Origin of the sequence: Pyrobaculum neutrophilum V24Sta (genome assembly GCF_000019805.1) — an archaeon.
GTDB classification, from domain to species: Archaea; Thermoproteota; Thermoprotei; order Thermoproteales; family Thermoproteaceae; genus Pyrobaculum; species Pyrobaculum neutrophilum.
Window position 1 is genome coordinate 381,047 of the sequence record NC_010525.1, and the last position, 15,571, is coordinate 396,617.

The window sequence follows — 15,571 nt, forward strand, 5'->3', positions numbered from 1 at the left end:
AAATAGGGCTGTCGGCGCGGTGTCATGGGGCTACGGACGGGAGATCAGTACGTTGAAGGCCTCCGCAACAGAAAACACGTCAAGGTTTACGTGATGGGGAAGAGGGTTGAGGACGTAACCACCAACCTGTTCATGAAGCCCTCCCTCCTCTCCTTCAAGGCCACCTTCGACGCCGCTTTCCAGGAGGACACCCGCGACCTGGCCAGGGCCTACAGCCCCTTCATAAACGAGGAGATAAACAGGTTTGTACACATACACCAAGGCCCTCAGGACCTCGTGGCCAAAGTCAAGCTGCTCAGAGCCCTCAGCCACAAGACCGGCTCGTGCTTCCAGAGGTGCGTGGGGTGGGACGGCTTAAACACCATGTACATCATAACGGGCAAGCTCGCCGAGAAGGGCAAGCCGGTGTATAGAGAGCGCTTCCTCAAGTACCTAGAGGAGGTCCAGAGGAGGGATCTCGCGCTGGCTGGGGCGATGACGGACGCAAGAGGCGTGAGGTCTCTAAGACCCCACGAGCAACCCAACCCAGACGCCTACGTCAGAGTGGTGGAGGAGAGAGACGACGGCATAATCGTCAGAGGGGCGAAGGCCAACATCACCGGCGTAGCCCTAGTCGACGAGGTGATCGTGATGCCCACCAGGGCTATGACTGAGAAGGACGCCCCCTACGCCGTGGCCTTCGCCGTGCCGCTGGACAGCCCCGGCGTCACGGTCGTGGTGGGTAGGCAGATAAACGACGTGAGGAAGGCCGAGGGCGACATCGACGGGTTGCCGTATATGTCCCACCACGAGGGCCTCATAATATTCGAGGACGTGTTCGTGCCCTGGGACAGGGTCTTCCTCTACCAGGAGTGGCAGTGGGCGGGCCCGCTGGTGGAGGTCTTCTCCGCCTTCCACCGCCAGGGCTACGCCGGATGTAAGTCGGGGCTGGGCGACGTGATCATAGGGGCGGCCTACAACCTGGCGAAGCAGATCGGCGTGGCCGACAAGCCCAACATCGTGGATAAGCTGACAGAGATGGTGTTTCTAAACGAGAGCATGTACAGCGCCGGCCTCGCCGCCAGCTGGGAGGGGAAGAAGCTACTGAAGGACGGGGGCTGGTGGGTGAACCCGATGTACGCCAACGTCACGAAGCACTTGGTGTCTAGGTTCCCCTACGAGATCTCCCGCCTCTCTCACGACATAGCCGGGGGCATAATCGGGACGGCCCCCAGCGAGTTCGACCTCAAAAACTCCGAAATTAGGCAGCTGGTGGAGAAGTACCTCCAGGGCGTGCCGGAGTTCACGGCTGAGGATAGGCTGAGGATGCTCAGGTTGCTGGAGAACGTAAGCGTCAGCGTGGGCTTCCTCATAGAGTCGGTACACGGCGCGGGGTCCCCCGCGGCGCAGAAGATAGTCTTCTCTAGGCTGTACGACTTCCAGGGCGCTGAGGCTGTAGCGAAGAGGCTGGCGAGGATGAGGGGCCCCGAGCCGCCGGGGACGCCCGAGCCGCACAAGAAGTCTGACGTGGAAAAGTAATTATAGAAAATTAACATGTTTTTCTTCTTCAGTAATTACAAAAATTGTTTTTAAACCCTAGAGCAAATCGGCGTATGGATTTACTTACATATGACGTGGTGGTGGTGGGCAGCGGCCTTGCCGGCTTGAGGGCCGCGGTGGCCGCCGCCGCCCGGGGGGCCTCGGTGGCCGTTGTCACCAAGACCTCGGGCCCCCGGTCCCACAGCATCTCCGCCGAGGGGGGGATGGCCGCGGTGGTGCACCCGGAGAAGACCGGCGACAGCCCGGAGCTCCACGCCTACGACACAGTGAAGGGCGGGGACTTCCTGGTGGATCAGGAGGCGGCTATGGTTCTGGCGAGGGAGGCCCCCGCCGAGGTTAAGTTCCTGGACTCCATCGGGGTTCCCTGGAGCAGAGACCCCGACGGCAGCTACAGCTTGAGGATGTTCGGCGGTATGTCTAAGCCTAGGACTGTGTTTGCCAAGGACAAGACGGGGTTCTACATAATGAGCGCGCTGTATAGACACGCCCGGTCCTTCCACAACATCCACTTCTACGAGGAGCACATCGTCACGAGGCTGGTGGTGAAAAACGACGTCTTCTACGGCCTGGTGGCGCTGGACATGAGGAGGGGGGAGCTGGTGGGGTTCGTGGCCAAGGCTGGGGTCATCGCGGCGGGGGGCGCGGGGAGGCTCTACCGTATGACCACCATGGGGTGGCTAAACACGGGCGAGGTTCTGGGCTACGCGCTTAAGGCGGGCGCGGCGCTGAGGGATATGGAGTTCGTCCAGTGGCACCCAACGGCGCTGGTCCCAAGCGGCATACTGATCAGCGAGGCCGCCAGGGCCGAGGGGGGCTACCTCGTCAATAGACACGGCGAGAGGTTCATGAAGAGGTACGCCCCCGAGAAGATGGAGCTGGCGCCGAGGGACGTGGTGTCTAGGGCGATAATCACCGAGTGTATGGAGGGCAGGGGGTTCCTCCACGACTCGGGCCTCTGCTACGTGGGCCTCGACGTTAGGCACATAGACAGGAAGAGGCTGGAGGAGAGGCTACCCCTCCTCCTGGAGCTCTCCAAGACCTACGCCGGGGTTGACCCAACCACGGAGCTGATCCCCGTGAGGCCGGCCGTCCACTACTTCATGGGGGGCATATATACGGACGTCCGGGGGAGGGTGCTGAACCACAGGGGTGAGTGGATCCGGGGGCTCTGGGCGGCTGGGGAAGCCGCCTCCACCGGCGTACACGGGGCCAACAGGCTGGGCTCCAACTCCCTGTCTGAGTGCGCCGTCTGGGGGAGGATCGCGGGGGAGGAGGCCGCGGCCTACGCGGCTGAGAGACCCGCCCCGGGGGCCACCGCCGTGAGGCTGGAGATGCAGAAGGAGGAGGAGCACATCGCGAGGCTGTCTAAGAACGAGCGCGGCGGCGAGAGCCCCCCCAGCCTGAGGAAGAAGCTTCAGGACATCATGGAGAGGGGGGCCGGCATAGTTAGACACGGCAGCGCGGCGTCTGAGGCCATGCAGAAGCTCAACCGGCTCTTCAACGCGCTGGAGGAGATGAGGATTACGGACGGGGGGAGGGTTTACAACATGGAGCTGAGGGAGGCGCTTGAGCTGGAGGGGATGCTCTACGCAGCCCAGGCCGTTTTGACGGGCGCCCTGCTGAGGCAGGAGTCAAGGGGGGCGCACTACCGGCTGGATTTCCCGAGGCGGGACGACGGGTGGCTTGTCCACACGGTGTACTACCTCTACGGCGGCGCTATGCACGTCTCAACGGCGAAGGTGGAGGTCACCAGGTGGATGCCCGAGGCTAGGAGGTACTGATGAGGGTGAAGGTACACGTTAAGAGGGGTAGAGAGGGGGCGCAGTACTACCAGACCTACGAAGTGGAGGCGCCGGAGAGCACCACGGTGCTGGACCTCCTCCTCTCGATTAGGGAGACGCTGGACGGTAGCCTCTCCATGAGGTACGCCTGCAGGATGGGCGTCTGCGGCGCCTGCACCATGGTCATAAACGGCGTGCCGAGGCTCGCATGCGCCGTAAAGATCTCCGACTTGAAAACAGACGAGATCTTCGTGGAGCCTCTACGGGGGAAGAAGGTAATTAAGGATTTAGTTACTGAATAATCATGTTGAAAAGGTTGATATAGAAGTTTACACAGGTTGAGCATGAAGACAGTGGTAGTGGTGGGGGGCGGCACTGCCGGGGCGACTGCCGCTTCCAGGGCCAAGAGGCTGTGCCCCCAGTGCAGGGTGGTGCTGGTGGAGGCCTCTAGGTACATAACCCACGCCCCCTGCGCCATCCCCTACGCCATCGGGGGCTTCGCCCAGGGGGAGATCTGGCTATACAGCGAGGAGGAGTTCGAGAGCGAGAGGGGGGTGGAGGTGTATACGGAGACCCGGGCCGTGGACGTGGCGGGGGACAAGGTGTTTCTGGAGGGGAAGCTGGGGGGCTCCCTCAGATTCGACGTCTTGGTGGTGGCCGTGGGGGCTAGGCCGGCGGTGCCCAAGGTGGAGGGGGTGGAGCTGGAGGGGGTTCTGCCGGTGAGGGGGGTGGAGGTGGTGGATAAGGCGAAGAGGCTCCTCCAGGGGGCTAGAGACGTGGCGGTGGTTGGGGCGGGCTACATCGGGGTGGAGATGGCCGACGTCTTGGCCCAGATGGGCAAAAGGGTGGTGCTCATAGACGGGAGCCCCAGGCCTCTGGCCAAGTCGCTTGACCCGGACATGTCCGCGGTGGTGGCTCGGTACATGGGGGAGAGGGTGGAGCTGAGGCTGGGGGAGAGGCTTGTGAGAATCGGGGGTGAGGGGGGCAGGGCTAGGTATGTGGAGACCGACGGGGGCCGCTACCCCGCCGACGTTGTGTTCCTCGCCACGGGGGTGAGGCCCAACGTCGACCTCGCCCTGAAGGCCGGCGCGAGGCTGGGCCAGACGGGGGCTGTGGAGGTGAACGAGTACATGGAGACGGCGGCGCCCGCCGTCTATGCCGCAGGCGACGTGGCCGAGGCGAGGCATGCGGTGACGGGGGAGCCCGTGTGGATACCGCTGGCCATCTACGCCAACAAGATGGGGTGCGTCGCTGGGACAAACGCCGGTCTGGGGAGGAGGGCCATCTCCTTCCCGCCGGTGGCCGGCGCCTCGGTGACCAAGTTCCTCGACATGTACATTGGATCCACCGGGCTCACCGAGGAGGAGGCGAGGAGGAGGGGCATCTACGGCAACTCCATCTCCATCTCCGCGACGGACAAAGCGAGGTATATGAAGGGCGCCGTAGACGTAACCCTAAAGGCGGTGGTGGATAGGGAGGGCAGGCTGGTGGGGATGCAGATCGTGGGCCGGACCCCCTCGGTGGGCGGCCTGGTGGACCTGGCCACCCAGTTCCTGGGGAGGCCCGTGGAGGATATGTTCAAGGCCGAGTACTCATACATGCCCTTCACCGCCTCGCCCTGGCATCCCTTCACCATAATCGCAAGGCTCTACCTCAGGGAGAGGCTTAGGTAGCCTAACGGCCTGGAGCTTGGGGGTGCCCTCCAGCCACCCCTCGGGGTGGTACCAATCCCTCACCACCCTGAAGCCGCAGCTCTCCAGGTGCCGCCCCATCCTGGTCTCGGCCGGGGGTACGCCGGCCGCCAGCTGGCGGGCGGTCTCCCTATCGTCCAGGTACTCGACGTAAAGCAGGTCCCCAGCCTCCATGTACCTGGCAAATAGGCGGTACAGCTCCGCCTCCACCGGCGTCCCCAAGACCCGCAGGTTGAAGAGCTCCGCCCAGGGCCCGTAGTAGGGCGGCCTCCCGAAGAAGATCTTGGCGTAGGCCACCACCTCGCCGCCCCTCATCACAACGGCGTTTACCTCCTCGGCGAAGCGCCCCCTCCACACCCGGAAGGAGAAGGCCCCGTCGTTGAAGAGGTCGCGCAACACGGCCCACCCCGAACCTCAAATAAAAACTCTACAGTTGGCTTAAAGGCGGTGGATATGCGTGGACATCCTCAGGGCGATCACGGGGGCGTTACTCCCCCGCCGCGAGCCGCCTCTGCTGAGGAAGCTCGGCGAGGGCGCCTTCCCAATATACGGAGCCGCCCTCCGCCTACTGCCCCGGATCCCCCCGGAGGCGGCTGCGGACCTCAGACTCCTAGGCGTGATAGATGGGGCGGGCCGCGCCACGCCGCTGGGGGCCCACGCCGCCAGATGCGCCTGGATAGAAGACGACGGGGCCCTCGGCGCGGTCCCCCTCGTCCTATGCCGCGTGAGAGGCTGGCAGATAGAGGAGGCCCACTACTGCCGGAGACTGCGCGCGAGGCCCGACAGGTGGCTGGCGAGGGCCGTGGAGCTCGCGGGGCCCCACCTCCTCTCCTGCCTCCCCTACGGGGCCGACGCCGGGGCGCTGGCTGATCTCACAGCTCGGCGTATCCCGCGATCCTGGGCTTCTTCGGCCTCGCGTTGACGTTTACCACTCTCCCCGCAACCGGCAACTTGCCGTTCACCACGTCCACCTGTGCCTTCCCCAGCTCTGCTATGAAAAAAATAGATACCGGTTTTAACCCCCCCCCCCAAAGGGCGAGGCTTTCGGTTGTAACGTTGGGCCCTAGGACAACGGGCCCACCTAGTTCCAACACGGGCTCAGCTTTTAGTATGAGGCTCGATCTTGACCTTGCATGTTGGAAGTAGCCGGCTGTCGGCTCTCCTTAGTATTGCTTTCCGTTAGCAATCTGCATCTAATAGCTCTGGCGGACAGATCTGATCATAGTGAGGAACCGTATTTAAGAGACAGATGCGGAGATATTCTTAAGTTGCTTTAAAAAGTAGATTTATAGGTCGTGGAGAGAACTAGGTACGTGATTTCAAGCTTGATCGCCATGCGTCTTCCTGAAGAAAATGCGGCCTTTCGTGCGGTGCCATGAAGACGTATACGGTAGTGTCGCTGTTTTCTGGGGCAGGTGGTCTAGACCTAGGCTTTGTCCAGTCAGGCAGGTACAGGATGTTGTTTGCGAATGACGTACTCTCATCTGCGCTCACAACCTACGCAAAAAACCTCGATTTGAAGCTGGAGCTGTGCTCATCTCGGCGGACAGAAGCGCGGCCAGGTGTAGCCCTGGTGTGCGATGTGGCTGAAGTGGACTTCGCCCCCCTTGGCGATGTGGATGTCATTGTTGGAGGGCCGCCCTGTCAGGACTTTTCTATAGTGAGGGGGCCATCCTGGGATAGGAGGGGGATTGAGGTTAGGAGGGGAAGGCTCTACGCTCACTTCGTGAGGGCGCTGGCTACGCTCAGGCCTAAGGCCTTTGTATTTGAAAATGTTCCAGGTCTCATCAGCACCAACGGTGGTCTTGCCTACAAGGTCATCCTCGACGATTTTTCAAACTTGAAGCTCCGCTGGGAAGAAGTTAGAAAGGTAGCCGGCGCGGACGGAACCGGCGTCAAGCCAGAGGGCTACGAGATAGTCTTCGCTGACGTTGTAGATTTTGCAAAGCTGGGCGTTCCACAGAGGCGAGAAAGGCTGATTATCGCAGGACTCAGGAGGGATATCGTAAAGAACAGAGACGTCTGGGACATAAGAGCGAAGTTTAGCAGAGCTGTGCACGGCGGAGGGCTTCTCTTCTTTAAGTACCCGCTGACAGCGATCGAAGCCTTTGAAGGATCTACGCTTGAGAATCTCGGCGATGTCTACAGAGAAGTAATGAGGGAGTGGGAAGGCGTGTGGAAGGAGGTAGGCACACCGCGGGCTTACGAATGGAAGGAAAGGGAGTGGGACAGGCTTACCTTTGATATAGTGAAGGACTATCTGACCGTCAGCGGGATAAGAGACGCGTCCGACTTCGACGAAGCCATGGAGCAACACAAGAGGGTGCTCACAGAGCTTGGATACTACGGCGTGCCGGTGTCGAGCCTTAAGCTCCAGGACGGAACCACCGAAGAGCCGAGCGAGGATCCGCGCGTCATTGAAAGGATGAGGATGATACCGCCTGGAGAAAACCACGAATTCGTGCGAGGCACAAAGTGGGAAGTGGAGGGCAGAGGCATCAGCCTAGTCTACAGGAGGCTCCACCCACTAAAGCCTTCATACACGATAGTGGCCTACGGTGGGGGAGGCACCCACGGCTACCACTACCGGCGCAACCGCGCCACCTTGACGCTCAGAGAGCGGGCGAGACTTCAGACCTTCCCCGATACTTTCCTCTTCTACGGCAAAAGGAGCGAAATTAGGGCACAGATTGGCGAGGCCGTGCCGCCCTTAGCCGGGAAAAAGATAGCACAAGCCCTAGCCGAAGTGCTCGACATGCTTTAAAGCTCCTCTACAAGTCTCTCCCACTCCCCCCTCCCACGCTTCAAAGCACCGCTACTTACTATGAAGTGAAGCGTGCGAGTGAAGTCGCCGATACCCTCAAACTCGATTTTTACATTCTCCGGGAGATCTGGATATCTCTCCCTCAACATCTGAAGAAGCTTTCCCCTATACTTTGGAAGCTCCCTTGTGCTCGGGTTCCAAAAACCAACGAATCTGTTTACAATAAACCTCTTCTTCTTCTGCACTCCATCGGCCAGCACTATTTCTTCACGGCTTTTCAGCCTATCGCCATAGACCCTCTTGTCAAAGAAGCCAGCAACGTAAGCCGGTATGTTCTCAAACTCCGGCATCTCTGACCAAAGCTCCTCTAAAAGTCCGCCATCTGCTATGCCAAGTCTAGTAGACATCTCAAATATCTTGTCCCTGATTACGCTTATTTTTTTGAGAAAAGCTAAGAAGTGCCATCTGGTCACCCCCACCCTAACCAGCACAAAAATATCACTGTGCTCTATCTGGGCATAGGGCACATCCAGCCATATTCCGCGCAACTTAGTAGTCTTGATGCTGACGTTAAGGTTTGGTCTTCTTCCATTAACCAGCTTAATATCGGAAGGAAGATAGTTAGAGATGCTACCCAGCCCGTAGTCCAGCTCGGCGTAGATGCCGAATCTCTCCCGCAACCATCGAACGAACGCAATCTCTCCAAGAAGTCCTCTAATGACGTCTGTCCACTGTTGCGCCAGATCCCTCTGTCTTGCTGTGCCGTAGTCAGTTGCAGATAGGCGCGGCGCAATCCTCAGCGCGTGCAACGCGGCTTCAAGATAATCTTTCTCATCCAGCACAATACTGCTCCATGCAAGCCATTGGATCCATTCCTGAACACCACCGAGGGATTCTATATCGCCCCCCTTTACAGCCCCTTCGCACAGAACCTCCACATGGCGTACACCCCTGCGATCCTCACAGCCGAGAAATTCTTTGGGAAGAAGCCCCCTTCCAACCCCCTCCTCTACAGACGCTATGCAGTCATTTACAGAGGCTCTCGTTCTCCCTGTACCTCTGCTAGACACGGTTCTAATACTTCATTAATATAAAAACATCGATTGACAGATACCGCAACTAAAATGGCAAATACTAGGCACTAATTGTTGTAGGGTTATCTTCGCTATACACTCCTGTATATACAAGAGCGCTTTAATGCTTTGGCATACCTTCAAGGTCTGGCACATATCCGCACCTCCCAAAGCGATAGCCGCGGTTTCTTCAACACCGCTTCACTTTCTCTGATCCTGTGCTCAATGTTAAAGATTTAACAAGCCGCTACCCTATCAAGTTGCAAAGATCGATAGAGATCCTCCGTTAATATTCTCTTAGAAAAAGAAAATTCAGTAGGAAATCTATAAATACTAGATTTTACGATTTAATGCTGTGGGCGCCAGATCAATGGCGCAGATAGCTGGTGGAGGCAGATGCGGTTATTTTCATCCAAAAAAGGAGCCAGATCCTCAGCGTCATTCTGAAACGGTAAGAAGATTGAGAGAGCGGCTTGAAGGGGTTGGATGTATATGCGAAGAAGAGGCAGAAGTCAAGTCTGGCCGCGCTGATTTAGTGTGCACATGTGGCGGTGAAATCTACAGGACTAGTCGTATCCGCAGATGTGCTGATGGTTGCCATATCTGCGTGAGGGCTCCGCGCTATGCGTGTGTTCTTCCGCCGGTTCATGAGGGCTTGACGGTGTCTAAAGCGCTGGCATGGAGGCTGGCAGAGAAGCTTGGGCTGTAGCTGTCAAGGCTGTAGCTGAGTGGTGCGTCGAGAGTTGCGACCGCAGTCTGCCGTGGCGCGTGTCGGGTTCGCCGTGGCATGTTCTGCTGGCTGCAGTGCTTTTAAGGAAAACCACGGTGGCTCAGGTTCTTAAAGTCTGGCCCCGCCTCGTGCAGAGGTACAGCTCGCCTTCCGCGCTCGCCGGAGCTGACAGGGAGCGGCTGGAGGAGGATCTCAAGCCGCTTGGCCTCGAGAGGGTCAGGGCGAGGTTGTTGCTGGAGCTGGCTGAGCTCCTCTGTAGCAGATATCGGTGTGAGGTGCCGTGCAGACGTGAAGATCTAGAGGGCCTGCCCGGGGTTGGGCCGTACATCGCAAGTGAGGTTCTGCTGTTGGGATGCGGCGTGCCTGCCCCCCTCCTTGACCGCAATGCAATTAGGGTTCTCGAAAGGGCTCTGGGCCTTAAGTCGGATAGGAGAAGGCCTCACACAGATCCAGCGCTGTGGAGGGCGGCCCAGATGTTGACGCCAGTCGAGCTACGGCTTGCAAGGTGCTTCTGGCTCGGCGTGGTAGACCTCGGGCGGAAGGTCTGCAGACCTAAGAATCCACGGTGCGGCGCATGTCCGCTTAAGGACGTGTGCAGATACAGGGGAGGGAATCGCAATGCTTAAAAGTTTTCAGTAAGTGGGCTGTATGAGGCTTGCTGTTAAGTGGAGGGCACCTGTCTGCGGAAGGGCGCTGGCTCGCTGGAGCCCGAGGGGTGGCCTTCTGGCTCTCATCTGCGAAAGCCTGGACCGGCGCGATAACTATATGGTTGCGGCTTACAGCGAGCAGGGCATAGCGCTGTGGAGGCAGGAGTTTTATTCTGTGGTAGATGCCGCCTTTTCGCCTGATGGTCGCCGCTTGGGAGTGCTCCGTGAAGGAGGCGAGCTAGAGATTCTGGACGCGGAGAGCGGGGCTCGCCAGAAAACTGTCGATCTCTCCAGGTTTATGTGGCAACACAAGCTTGGAACCGTTTTTGACGCCGCTTCTGTTTCGTGGTCTTCAGGTGGCGTAATTGGAGGGGTTTCATATGATGATAAGGTTCTTTTTGTTGAGGCTAAGCCAGGTGGTTCAGGTGGATCAGAGGAGGTGTTCCGAGCGCTGTGGGCGTGGAGGGTAGAGACGTCGGCGTCCTCCGGCGGCACTGGGGTGCCTCTTCTGCGCTTTAGCCCAGCGGATGCTAACTTGGCGGCCGTAGGCACCAGGAGCGGCGAGCTTATTTATGTCAACCTTGCCTCTAAGAGCATACAGAGAATACCTGCAACCGTGAGGTTTCTTGAGTGGAGCCCGGACGGGAGATGGCTTGTCGTAGGCGGTAGCGAAACCCTTAGGCTGTATGACAGTCATGGAAGAATAGCTGGTTCAGCCGCTGTATCTGCAGACGCCGCTGTCTGGATCTCTGAGGATGCTCTGCTTGTCTCCGGCGCCGCATTTACCGTCTACTCCTTGAAGGGGGATAGCCTTAGGCCTGTGAGGCACACTGTAGCTAGGGCTCCTCGGTGCGACTGCGCAGAGGGCGTTGCACATATGGCATACAGCCGCGCGGACAAAGCGCTGGCAGTGGTTTACAGAATTGAGAGATTCGGAAGACTCTGCGTATACAGCTTAGACGGAACAGTCGCAAGCTGAAAAGACGCTCTGGAATCCTACGCCCTGCGTCTGCTACCTCAAAGACTTCTGAGTTTAAGACGCCGGTTGCGGATATCATGAGCTGGCTCGTAAGCCTGCGGCACATGGCTCTGGTCTGCGGCTCCGCTCTGACGTGGATGAAACAGATGAGGCCCGCCGTAGTAAGCAACATGCTGTGGCTCCCCAACCCCACGCGTTAGGAGTCGTGAATATCCATGGGTTGGTAGGGACTGGGGGATGGCTTGAGGTTTCAAGCTGAGCAGGTCCTTGGCGGCACTGGTGACTCCATGTTGTCTGTGTCTTATTTTAACGGGTAGAAGGAGACGCTGAAGTGTGCCGATTTTATGCAGAATCTCTAATGTCTGCTCCAGGCGCGGGCTCTAGGCTAAAACTTTATACCTCCCTAGTTACTAGGGAGGTATGTTGTTTAGGGAGGGGCCTGTGGAGCGGCCCGACGAGCTTTTTGATAGAGAGGCCGAATTGGAAGAGCTGAGGAGGGCGCTGGGGGAGAGGAGGGTGGTGGCGCTTCTGGGGGTGAGGCGGGTGGGGAAGACGTCTCTGGCGAGGGCGGCGACGTGGGATCTGCCTAGGGTCTACGTAGACGTGAGGGAGTTCGAGTGGCGCACCTATGTCACCTGGGACGACTTCTACGGCGTTTTGAGGTCCGCCCTTCCGAGGTCTAGGAGGCTTTTGGAGGCGCTGTCTAAAATCTCCGGCGTCTCTGTGGCGGGTCTGGAGATTAGCTTTGCCGTTGGCAGGGGCAGGCCTCCGCCTGCCGAGTTGCTGAAGGCCTTGGATAGGTGGGCCGAGTCGGAGGGGGCCCGCATCGTCTTTGTCATAGACGAGGCGCAGGAGCTCCATAAGCTGAAGGGCGGCTCCTTCGCGCCTCTCCTCGCCTGGGCATACGACAACTTGTCCAACGTCGTCTTCCTCCTCACGGGCTCCAAGGTTGGGCTTATACACCGCCTCCTGAGGCCGGAAGACCCCCAGTCGCCGATGTACGGCCGCTACATATATACAATACACGTGGGGCCGCTCCCCAGAGATAGAGCTAGGGAGTTTCTCGCAAGGGGTTTAGAGGAGGCTGGCGTGAGATACGCCGAGGAGGCGCTGGAGGTTGCCGTCGATAAGCTAGGCGGCGTCATCGGCTGGCTGGCCTATCTAGGCCTCGAGGCGGTCAAGGCGGGGGGGCTTACAGAGACCCTCGTCGCCGAGGCGCTGGAGAAGGCGGCGCGTCTCGCCTGGGGCGAGTTCTGCAGATTTGTGCAGCTGAGGCAGAGCCGGAGGTACATCTACATAATGCAGGCGGCGGCCGAAGGAGCCGCGTGGTCTGAGATAAAGAGGTATCTAGAGATCAGAGAAGGCCCCCTCTACGACGCAGAGCTCTCCAGACTCCTAAAAACGCTGGTGGAGGAGGGCTGGCTGGAGAAAAACGACGTGTACAGGCCGGCAGATCCACTGCTTAGACACGCGGCGAAGACCGCCGCCTCTTGCCGGTAAAGCGGCTTCGACGCCCGGCCTTTCCGCCGTCCTAGAAAGCCACGTCTTGATCCCAGCCGTCCGCCGCCTCGAGCTCCTCCAGCGCGAGGGCCGTGAGCAGGGCTGTGTTTAGGATGCCGGCGGCGAGCATGAGGGGTATGGCGGGTTCGTAGAGCTGGAGGATCTGCTCCGCCTCCTCCTCCCTGCCCGCTCTTCTCAGCTCGGCGGCTTTTTCCACGTCCTCCCTGGCCTTCTCCCTCCACTGGGCTAGAGTCCTCCACCCCTGGGGGGTTAGGCTGTAGACCGTCTTTTTGGCGAGGAGCCCCCTCTGGGTCTTCTCCACGAGGCCGGCCTCGGCGAGGGCGGCCAGCACCGCCTCGGCGTCGTGGGGCTCGAGGTCGAGCTCCTCGGCCAGCTCCCCCGCGGTTTTGCCGCCCCGAGACAGCGACTCGAGAGCGGCGTAGTATATGGGCTTGAACTCCACGGGGAGAGGGGTCGAGGGATATAAAAAGTTTTAAGGCAGGGCGCAGAGGGGGACGTGGCGAGGAGGTTCCCTCCCCAGGTGGCCGAGGAGAGGCTGGAGAAGATCGTGGCGATGGCGGCTAGAGCTGGTAGAAACGTCCTGTGGCTGTCGAGAGACGCCTTCACGCTTAGGAGCTGGGAGCCGCATGTGAGGTTCCGGGCGAGGTACGTAGACGGGGCCTATGTCCTCGAGGAACAGCTGTAGCTCTGCGGTGGCCTCGCCGGATTAAACGCGGAACTTGAGAGAAGGGGCCTCGGCCGAGTTGTAATCGTAGGCGGCTTCGCCATGGAGCTCTACAGCGGCGGAGTGTATAGGACCGGAGACGTCGACTTTGTGCTAGATACGCACAGCCCCCAGACCGCTTTGGAGGTTTTCACGGCGTTGGCCAACGCGGCGGGTTGGCGGAGGGTGTCCAGAGTGTGGGAGGGGCCGAGCCCTCTTTACCTAGACCTCGTCGGTTTTGAATACTTGGGTAGGGTGAAAGAGCTGCGGGCCTGCGGCTCTAGGCTTTACGTCCAGTCGCCTGAGGACTCCGTCGTCTCAACTCTCGCCGCCTGCGTTTGGCGGAATTCGCCGGCTGACTGCGAAAGAGCGGCGGCTGTGCTCGCGGCCCAGTGGGAGCAGATCGACTGGGGCTACCTGAGGGAGAGGGCAGAGAAGGAGGAGGTCTTGGAAAAGCTCATGGAGTTGGCGGATAAGGTGGCGCGGCTCAGAGGTTAGGGCCGGCGCTTTGTACAGTCGGCGCGCGGGGCGCGGTCAGTTTTCCGCAACACGTCTGTGGACGTTTCAGCGCGGCGGGGGGTATAGAAACGTTTAAATATTTGTATCCTTCTCTTGTTATGGAGAGGTTTTTGAGGGATCTCAGGGAGTTCACCCAGATGTGGAACGAGAGGATCTTCGAGAGGCCTATGGTCTACCTCCCGGCTTGGGCCGGGGTGGACGACGTGTTGGCCATGAGCATCCTGTCCCCGCCGGACTACCTCCGGGTCCCCCTTGAGGAGGCCTTGACAAAATTGAGGAGACCTTCAGCGTTTCTGGGGTACGGGGGGAGGCTGGTGGAGAGGGGCGAGCCCCTCCCCGACGACGTGTTTGTGCTAGACCCGCCTAGGGGGGCGGCCGAGGCGGGCTTGCCCTCGTCGGCGGCCGGCGTAGCCCTCAGAGTTAGAGAGGCCGGCCGCGCCGCCAAGCCCAACAGAGACCTCAAACGGTGGGTTCAGGCGCTGGAGCTGTACAAGGCGGGGAGGAGCAACGACCCCGGCTTCACCTACGGCAGGTTACGGGTCTCCCTAGTTAGGTCGGTTCTGCTGGATTTCGCCTACGTCAACCCCAACCTCGACGCCTCAGTCTTCAACTTCTCCTTCAAGGCGGCCAAGGAGGCCGTTAGGGAGGCCCACAACGCGCTGGTCAACGCGGCGTGGGACGCCGCCTCCGACATCCCGTGGGGGGACCTCCCCATCGTCATCACCGAGGCGGCTCTCCACATGTTGACCCACCCCCCCGACGTGGCCAAGCGCCTGAAGCCGAAGCGCCGTCCCTGGGTGGGCCTCCTAGACGTGGTGTTCTACATATCCAAGGGGGAGAAGCTGTTCTACGAGGCGGCGAGGAACGTCTTCGACCTCATCGCCAGGGAGATCCTGAAGTTGCGCTGGAATTGGCGCCGCGCCGCGGCGGAGGTCTGGGTTAGGGGGGCGCCCTCAGCCGTGGAGGCCGTCTTAATACACACGAAGCTGAGACCCCACGTGGCTCTGGAGCTCTACCTAGAGATGGTTGGGCAGCCGGCGCAGCTCTACCTCTTCTACAGCCCCGACCTCCGCGACGAATACATCGCCATTACGCCCCTCCCACTGGACGCCCCCAGGTTGAGAGACGGGACATACGTCCTCAGATACGGGAGGGAGCTCGCCTCTCTGGCGGAGCCATGAAGGCGTGGGTGACCTACGGCGCACCTGACCCGAGAGACCTCTCCCAGCTACTGGGCATTAGGCTGGACCCGGAGAGGTTCCACAAGATGCTCCGCATGCGTCTGGAGGAGGAGCTGGAGCCCGTGGTGGCGTCCATACTGAACGCCCTCGGCGTGGAGGCGGAGGTGGAGTGGGTCCCCGAGCCGGCCTCGCCCGAGCTACCCCACAACCTCCCCGTGGACTACATGGAGAGGTACTGGGCCGTCCTGGGCGCGTATGTGGAGGAGGTGGTGAGACACATGAGGCTGAAGGTATACGACGACGCGCCCATAGCCTCAGTGGAGCTCGGCCACATAATCAAAAAAGATCGCTTCTACAGGTTTGACCTAGAGCTCATACTCTCAACCGCCCTTACGTGGGCAAGCGAAGACTCCACACCAGGTCGTTGAGCCATCCGCGCCACG

The 15,571-nt window shown here is 59.9% G+C and carries 17 protein-coding genes; 14 read left to right on the plus strand and 3 right to left on the minus strand.

The features are described 5' to 3' along the window. Positions 1 to 24: 24 nt before the first annotated feature. From TNEU_RS02105 to TNEU_RS02120, 4 genes are all read left to right on the plus strand, one after another. The gene (locus tag TNEU_RS02105) at positions 25 to 1,518 is read left to right on the plus strand and encodes a 4-hydroxyphenylacetate 3-hydroxylase family protein (protein WP_012349790.1); all 1,494 of its coding nucleotides are present in this window, start codon (positions 25 to 27) and stop codon (positions 1,516 to 1,518) included. Between the two features lie 74 nt (positions 1,519 to 1,592). Then, a complete protein-coding gene (locus TNEU_RS02110; RefSeq protein ID WP_012349791.1) occupies positions 1,593 to 3,320 on the plus strand; it encodes a succinate dehydrogenase/fumarate reductase flavoprotein subunit in 1,728 nt (575 codons plus the stop codon). Next, a complete protein-coding gene (locus TNEU_RS02115; protein ID WP_012349792.1) occupies positions 3,320 to 3,622 on the plus strand; it encodes a 2Fe-2S iron-sulfur cluster-binding protein in 303 nt (100 codons plus the stop codon). Before TNEU_RS02110 ends, TNEU_RS02115 begins: the two co-directional genes overlap by 1 nt. Positions 3,623 to 3,664: 42 nt before the next feature. Continuing rightward, positions 3,665 to 4,993, plus strand: a complete 1,329-nt coding sequence (locus TNEU_RS02120; RefSeq protein WP_012349793.1) for an FAD-dependent oxidoreductase — start codon at positions 3,665 to 3,667, stop codon at positions 4,991 to 4,993. Here the strand turns inward: TNEU_RS02120 and TNEU_RS02125 are convergent. Further along, the gene (locus TNEU_RS02125) at positions 4,913 to 5,410 is read right to left on the minus strand and encodes a DUF1122 family protein (RefSeq protein ID WP_012349794.1); all 498 of its coding nucleotides are present in this window, start codon (positions 5,408 to 5,410) and stop codon (positions 4,913 to 4,915) included. The two genes, TNEU_RS02120 and TNEU_RS02125, sit on opposite strands and share 81 nt — an antisense overlap. 58 nt (positions 5,411 to 5,468) lie before the next feature. On the opposite strand from TNEU_RS02125, the gene TNEU_RS02130 reads away from it, so the two are divergent. Both TNEU_RS02130 and TNEU_RS02135 read left to right on the plus strand, forming a co-directional pair. Beyond that, entirely contained in the window at positions 5,469 to 5,933 is a 465-nt protein-coding gene (locus tag TNEU_RS02130; RefSeq protein WP_012349795.1) for a hypothetical protein, read from the plus strand. A 453-nt stretch (positions 5,934 to 6,386) separates the two neighbouring features. Next, the gene (locus tag TNEU_RS02135) at positions 6,387 to 7,775 is read left to right on the plus strand and encodes a DNA cytosine methyltransferase (protein ID WP_012349797.1); all 1,389 of its coding nucleotides are present in this window, start codon (positions 6,387 to 6,389) and stop codon (positions 7,773 to 7,775) included. Here TNEU_RS02135 and TNEU_RS02140 read toward each other — a convergent pair. Continuing rightward, complete coding sequence (locus TNEU_RS02140) at positions 7,772 to 8,845, minus strand: hypothetical protein (protein WP_012349798.1); 1,074 nt, start codon at positions 8,843 to 8,845, stop codon at positions 7,772 to 7,774. The genes TNEU_RS02135 and TNEU_RS02140 overlap by 4 nt on opposite strands. 681 nt (positions 8,846 to 9,526) lie before the next feature. Between TNEU_RS02140 and TNEU_RS02145 the strand changes: the two genes are divergently transcribed. From TNEU_RS02145 to TNEU_RS02155, 4 genes are all read left to right on the plus strand, one after another. Further along, positions 9,527 to 10,204 (plus strand): endonuclease III domain-containing protein, encoded by a 678-nt coding sequence (locus TNEU_RS02145; protein WP_012349799.1) that lies wholly within the window; start codon positions 9,527 to 9,529, stop codon positions 10,202 to 10,204. A gap of 22 nt (positions 10,205 to 10,226) precedes the next feature. Further along, positions 10,227 to 11,204, plus strand: a complete 978-nt coding sequence (locus TNEU_RS02150) for a WD40 repeat domain-containing protein (protein WP_012349800.1) — start codon at positions 10,227 to 10,229, stop codon at positions 11,202 to 11,204. Between the two features lie 77 nt (positions 11,205 to 11,281). Next, positions 11,282 to 11,404: a hypothetical protein gene (locus TNEU_RS10470; protein WP_281011709.1), complete on the plus strand. Its 123-nt coding sequence runs from the start codon at positions 11,282 to 11,284 to the stop codon at positions 11,402 to 11,404. A gap of 220 nt (positions 11,405 to 11,624) precedes the next feature. After that, entirely contained in the window at positions 11,625 to 12,704 is a 1,080-nt protein-coding gene (locus TNEU_RS02155) for an AAA family ATPase (RefSeq protein WP_012349801.1), read from the plus strand. A gap of 31 nt (positions 12,705 to 12,735) precedes the next feature. Here the strand turns inward: TNEU_RS02155 and TNEU_RS02160 are convergent, their stop codons facing one another. Continuing rightward, positions 12,736 to 13,167: a MarR family transcriptional regulator gene (locus tag TNEU_RS02160; protein WP_012349802.1), complete on the minus strand. Its 432-nt coding sequence runs from the start codon at positions 13,165 to 13,167 to the stop codon at positions 12,736 to 12,738. Between the two features lie 54 nt (positions 13,168 to 13,221). Between TNEU_RS02160 and TNEU_RS02165 the strand changes: the two genes are divergently transcribed. The 4 genes from TNEU_RS02165 (at position 13,222) to TNEU_RS02180 (ending at position 15,556) form a co-directional block, all read left to right on the plus strand. Beyond that, the gene (locus tag TNEU_RS02165) at positions 13,222 to 13,410 is read left to right on the plus strand and encodes a hypothetical protein (RefSeq protein ID WP_012349803.1); all 189 of its coding nucleotides are present in this window, start codon (positions 13,222 to 13,224) and stop codon (positions 13,408 to 13,410) included. Between the two features lie 81 nt (positions 13,411 to 13,491). Continuing rightward, positions 13,492 to 13,926, plus strand: coding sequence for a hypothetical protein (locus TNEU_RS02170; protein WP_012349804.1), 435 nt, complete (start codon positions 13,492 to 13,494; stop codon positions 13,924 to 13,926). A gap of 119 nt (positions 13,927 to 14,045) precedes the next feature. Next, a complete protein-coding gene (locus TNEU_RS02175) occupies positions 14,046 to 15,128 on the plus strand; it encodes a hypothetical protein (protein WP_012349805.1) in 1,083 nt (360 codons plus the stop codon). Next, a complete protein-coding gene (locus TNEU_RS02180; RefSeq protein WP_012349806.1) occupies positions 15,125 to 15,556 on the plus strand; it encodes a hypothetical protein in 432 nt (143 codons plus the stop codon). The genes TNEU_RS02175 and TNEU_RS02180 overlap by 4 nt, the downstream gene beginning before the upstream one ends. Positions 15,557 to 15,571: the final 15 nt, after the last annotated feature.

What these genes read in the sequence shown, in the direction of transcription:
- TNEU_RS02105 (WP_012349790.1), top strand. Translation starts at nt 25, where the DNA reads ATGGGGCTACGGACGGGAGATCAGTACGTTGAAGGCCTCCGCAACAGA.
- TNEU_RS02110 (WP_012349791.1), top strand. Translation starts at nt 1,593, where the DNA reads ATGGATTTACTTACATATGACGTGGTGGTGGTGGGCAGCGGCCTTGCC.
- TNEU_RS02115 (WP_012349792.1), top strand. Translation starts at nt 3,320, where the DNA reads ATGAGGGTGAAGGTACACGTTAAGAGGGGTAGAGAGGGGGCGCAGTAC.
- TNEU_RS02120 (WP_012349793.1), top strand. Translation starts at nt 3,665, where the DNA reads ATGAAGACAGTGGTAGTGGTGGGGGGCGGCACTGCCGGGGCGACTGCC.
- TNEU_RS02135 (WP_012349797.1), top strand. Translation starts at nt 6,387, where the DNA reads ATGAAGACGTATACGGTAGTGTCGCTGTTTTCTGGGGCAGGTGGTCTA.
- TNEU_RS02145 (WP_012349799.1), top strand. Translation starts at nt 9,527, where the DNA reads ATGGAGGCTGGCAGAGAAGCTTGGGCTGTAGCTGTCAAGGCTGTAGCT.
- TNEU_RS02150 (WP_012349800.1), top strand. Translation starts at nt 10,227, where the DNA reads ATGAGGCTTGCTGTTAAGTGGAGGGCACCTGTCTGCGGAAGGGCGCTG.
- TNEU_RS10470 (WP_281011709.1), top strand. Translation starts at nt 11,282, where the DNA reads ATGAGCTGGCTCGTAAGCCTGCGGCACATGGCTCTGGTCTGCGGCTCC.
- TNEU_RS02155 (WP_012349801.1), top strand. Translation starts at nt 11,625, where the DNA reads ATGTTGTTTAGGGAGGGGCCTGTGGAGCGGCCCGACGAGCTTTTTGAT.
- TNEU_RS02170 (WP_012349804.1), top strand. Translation starts at nt 13,492, where the DNA reads ATGGAGCTCTACAGCGGCGGAGTGTATAGGACCGGAGACGTCGACTTT.
- TNEU_RS02175 (WP_012349805.1), top strand. Translation starts at nt 14,046, where the DNA reads ATGGAGAGGTTTTTGAGGGATCTCAGGGAGTTCACCCAGATGTGGAAC.
- TNEU_RS02180 (WP_012349806.1), top strand. Translation starts at nt 15,125, where the DNA reads ATGAAGGCGTGGGTGACCTACGGCGCACCTGACCCGAGAGACCTCTCC.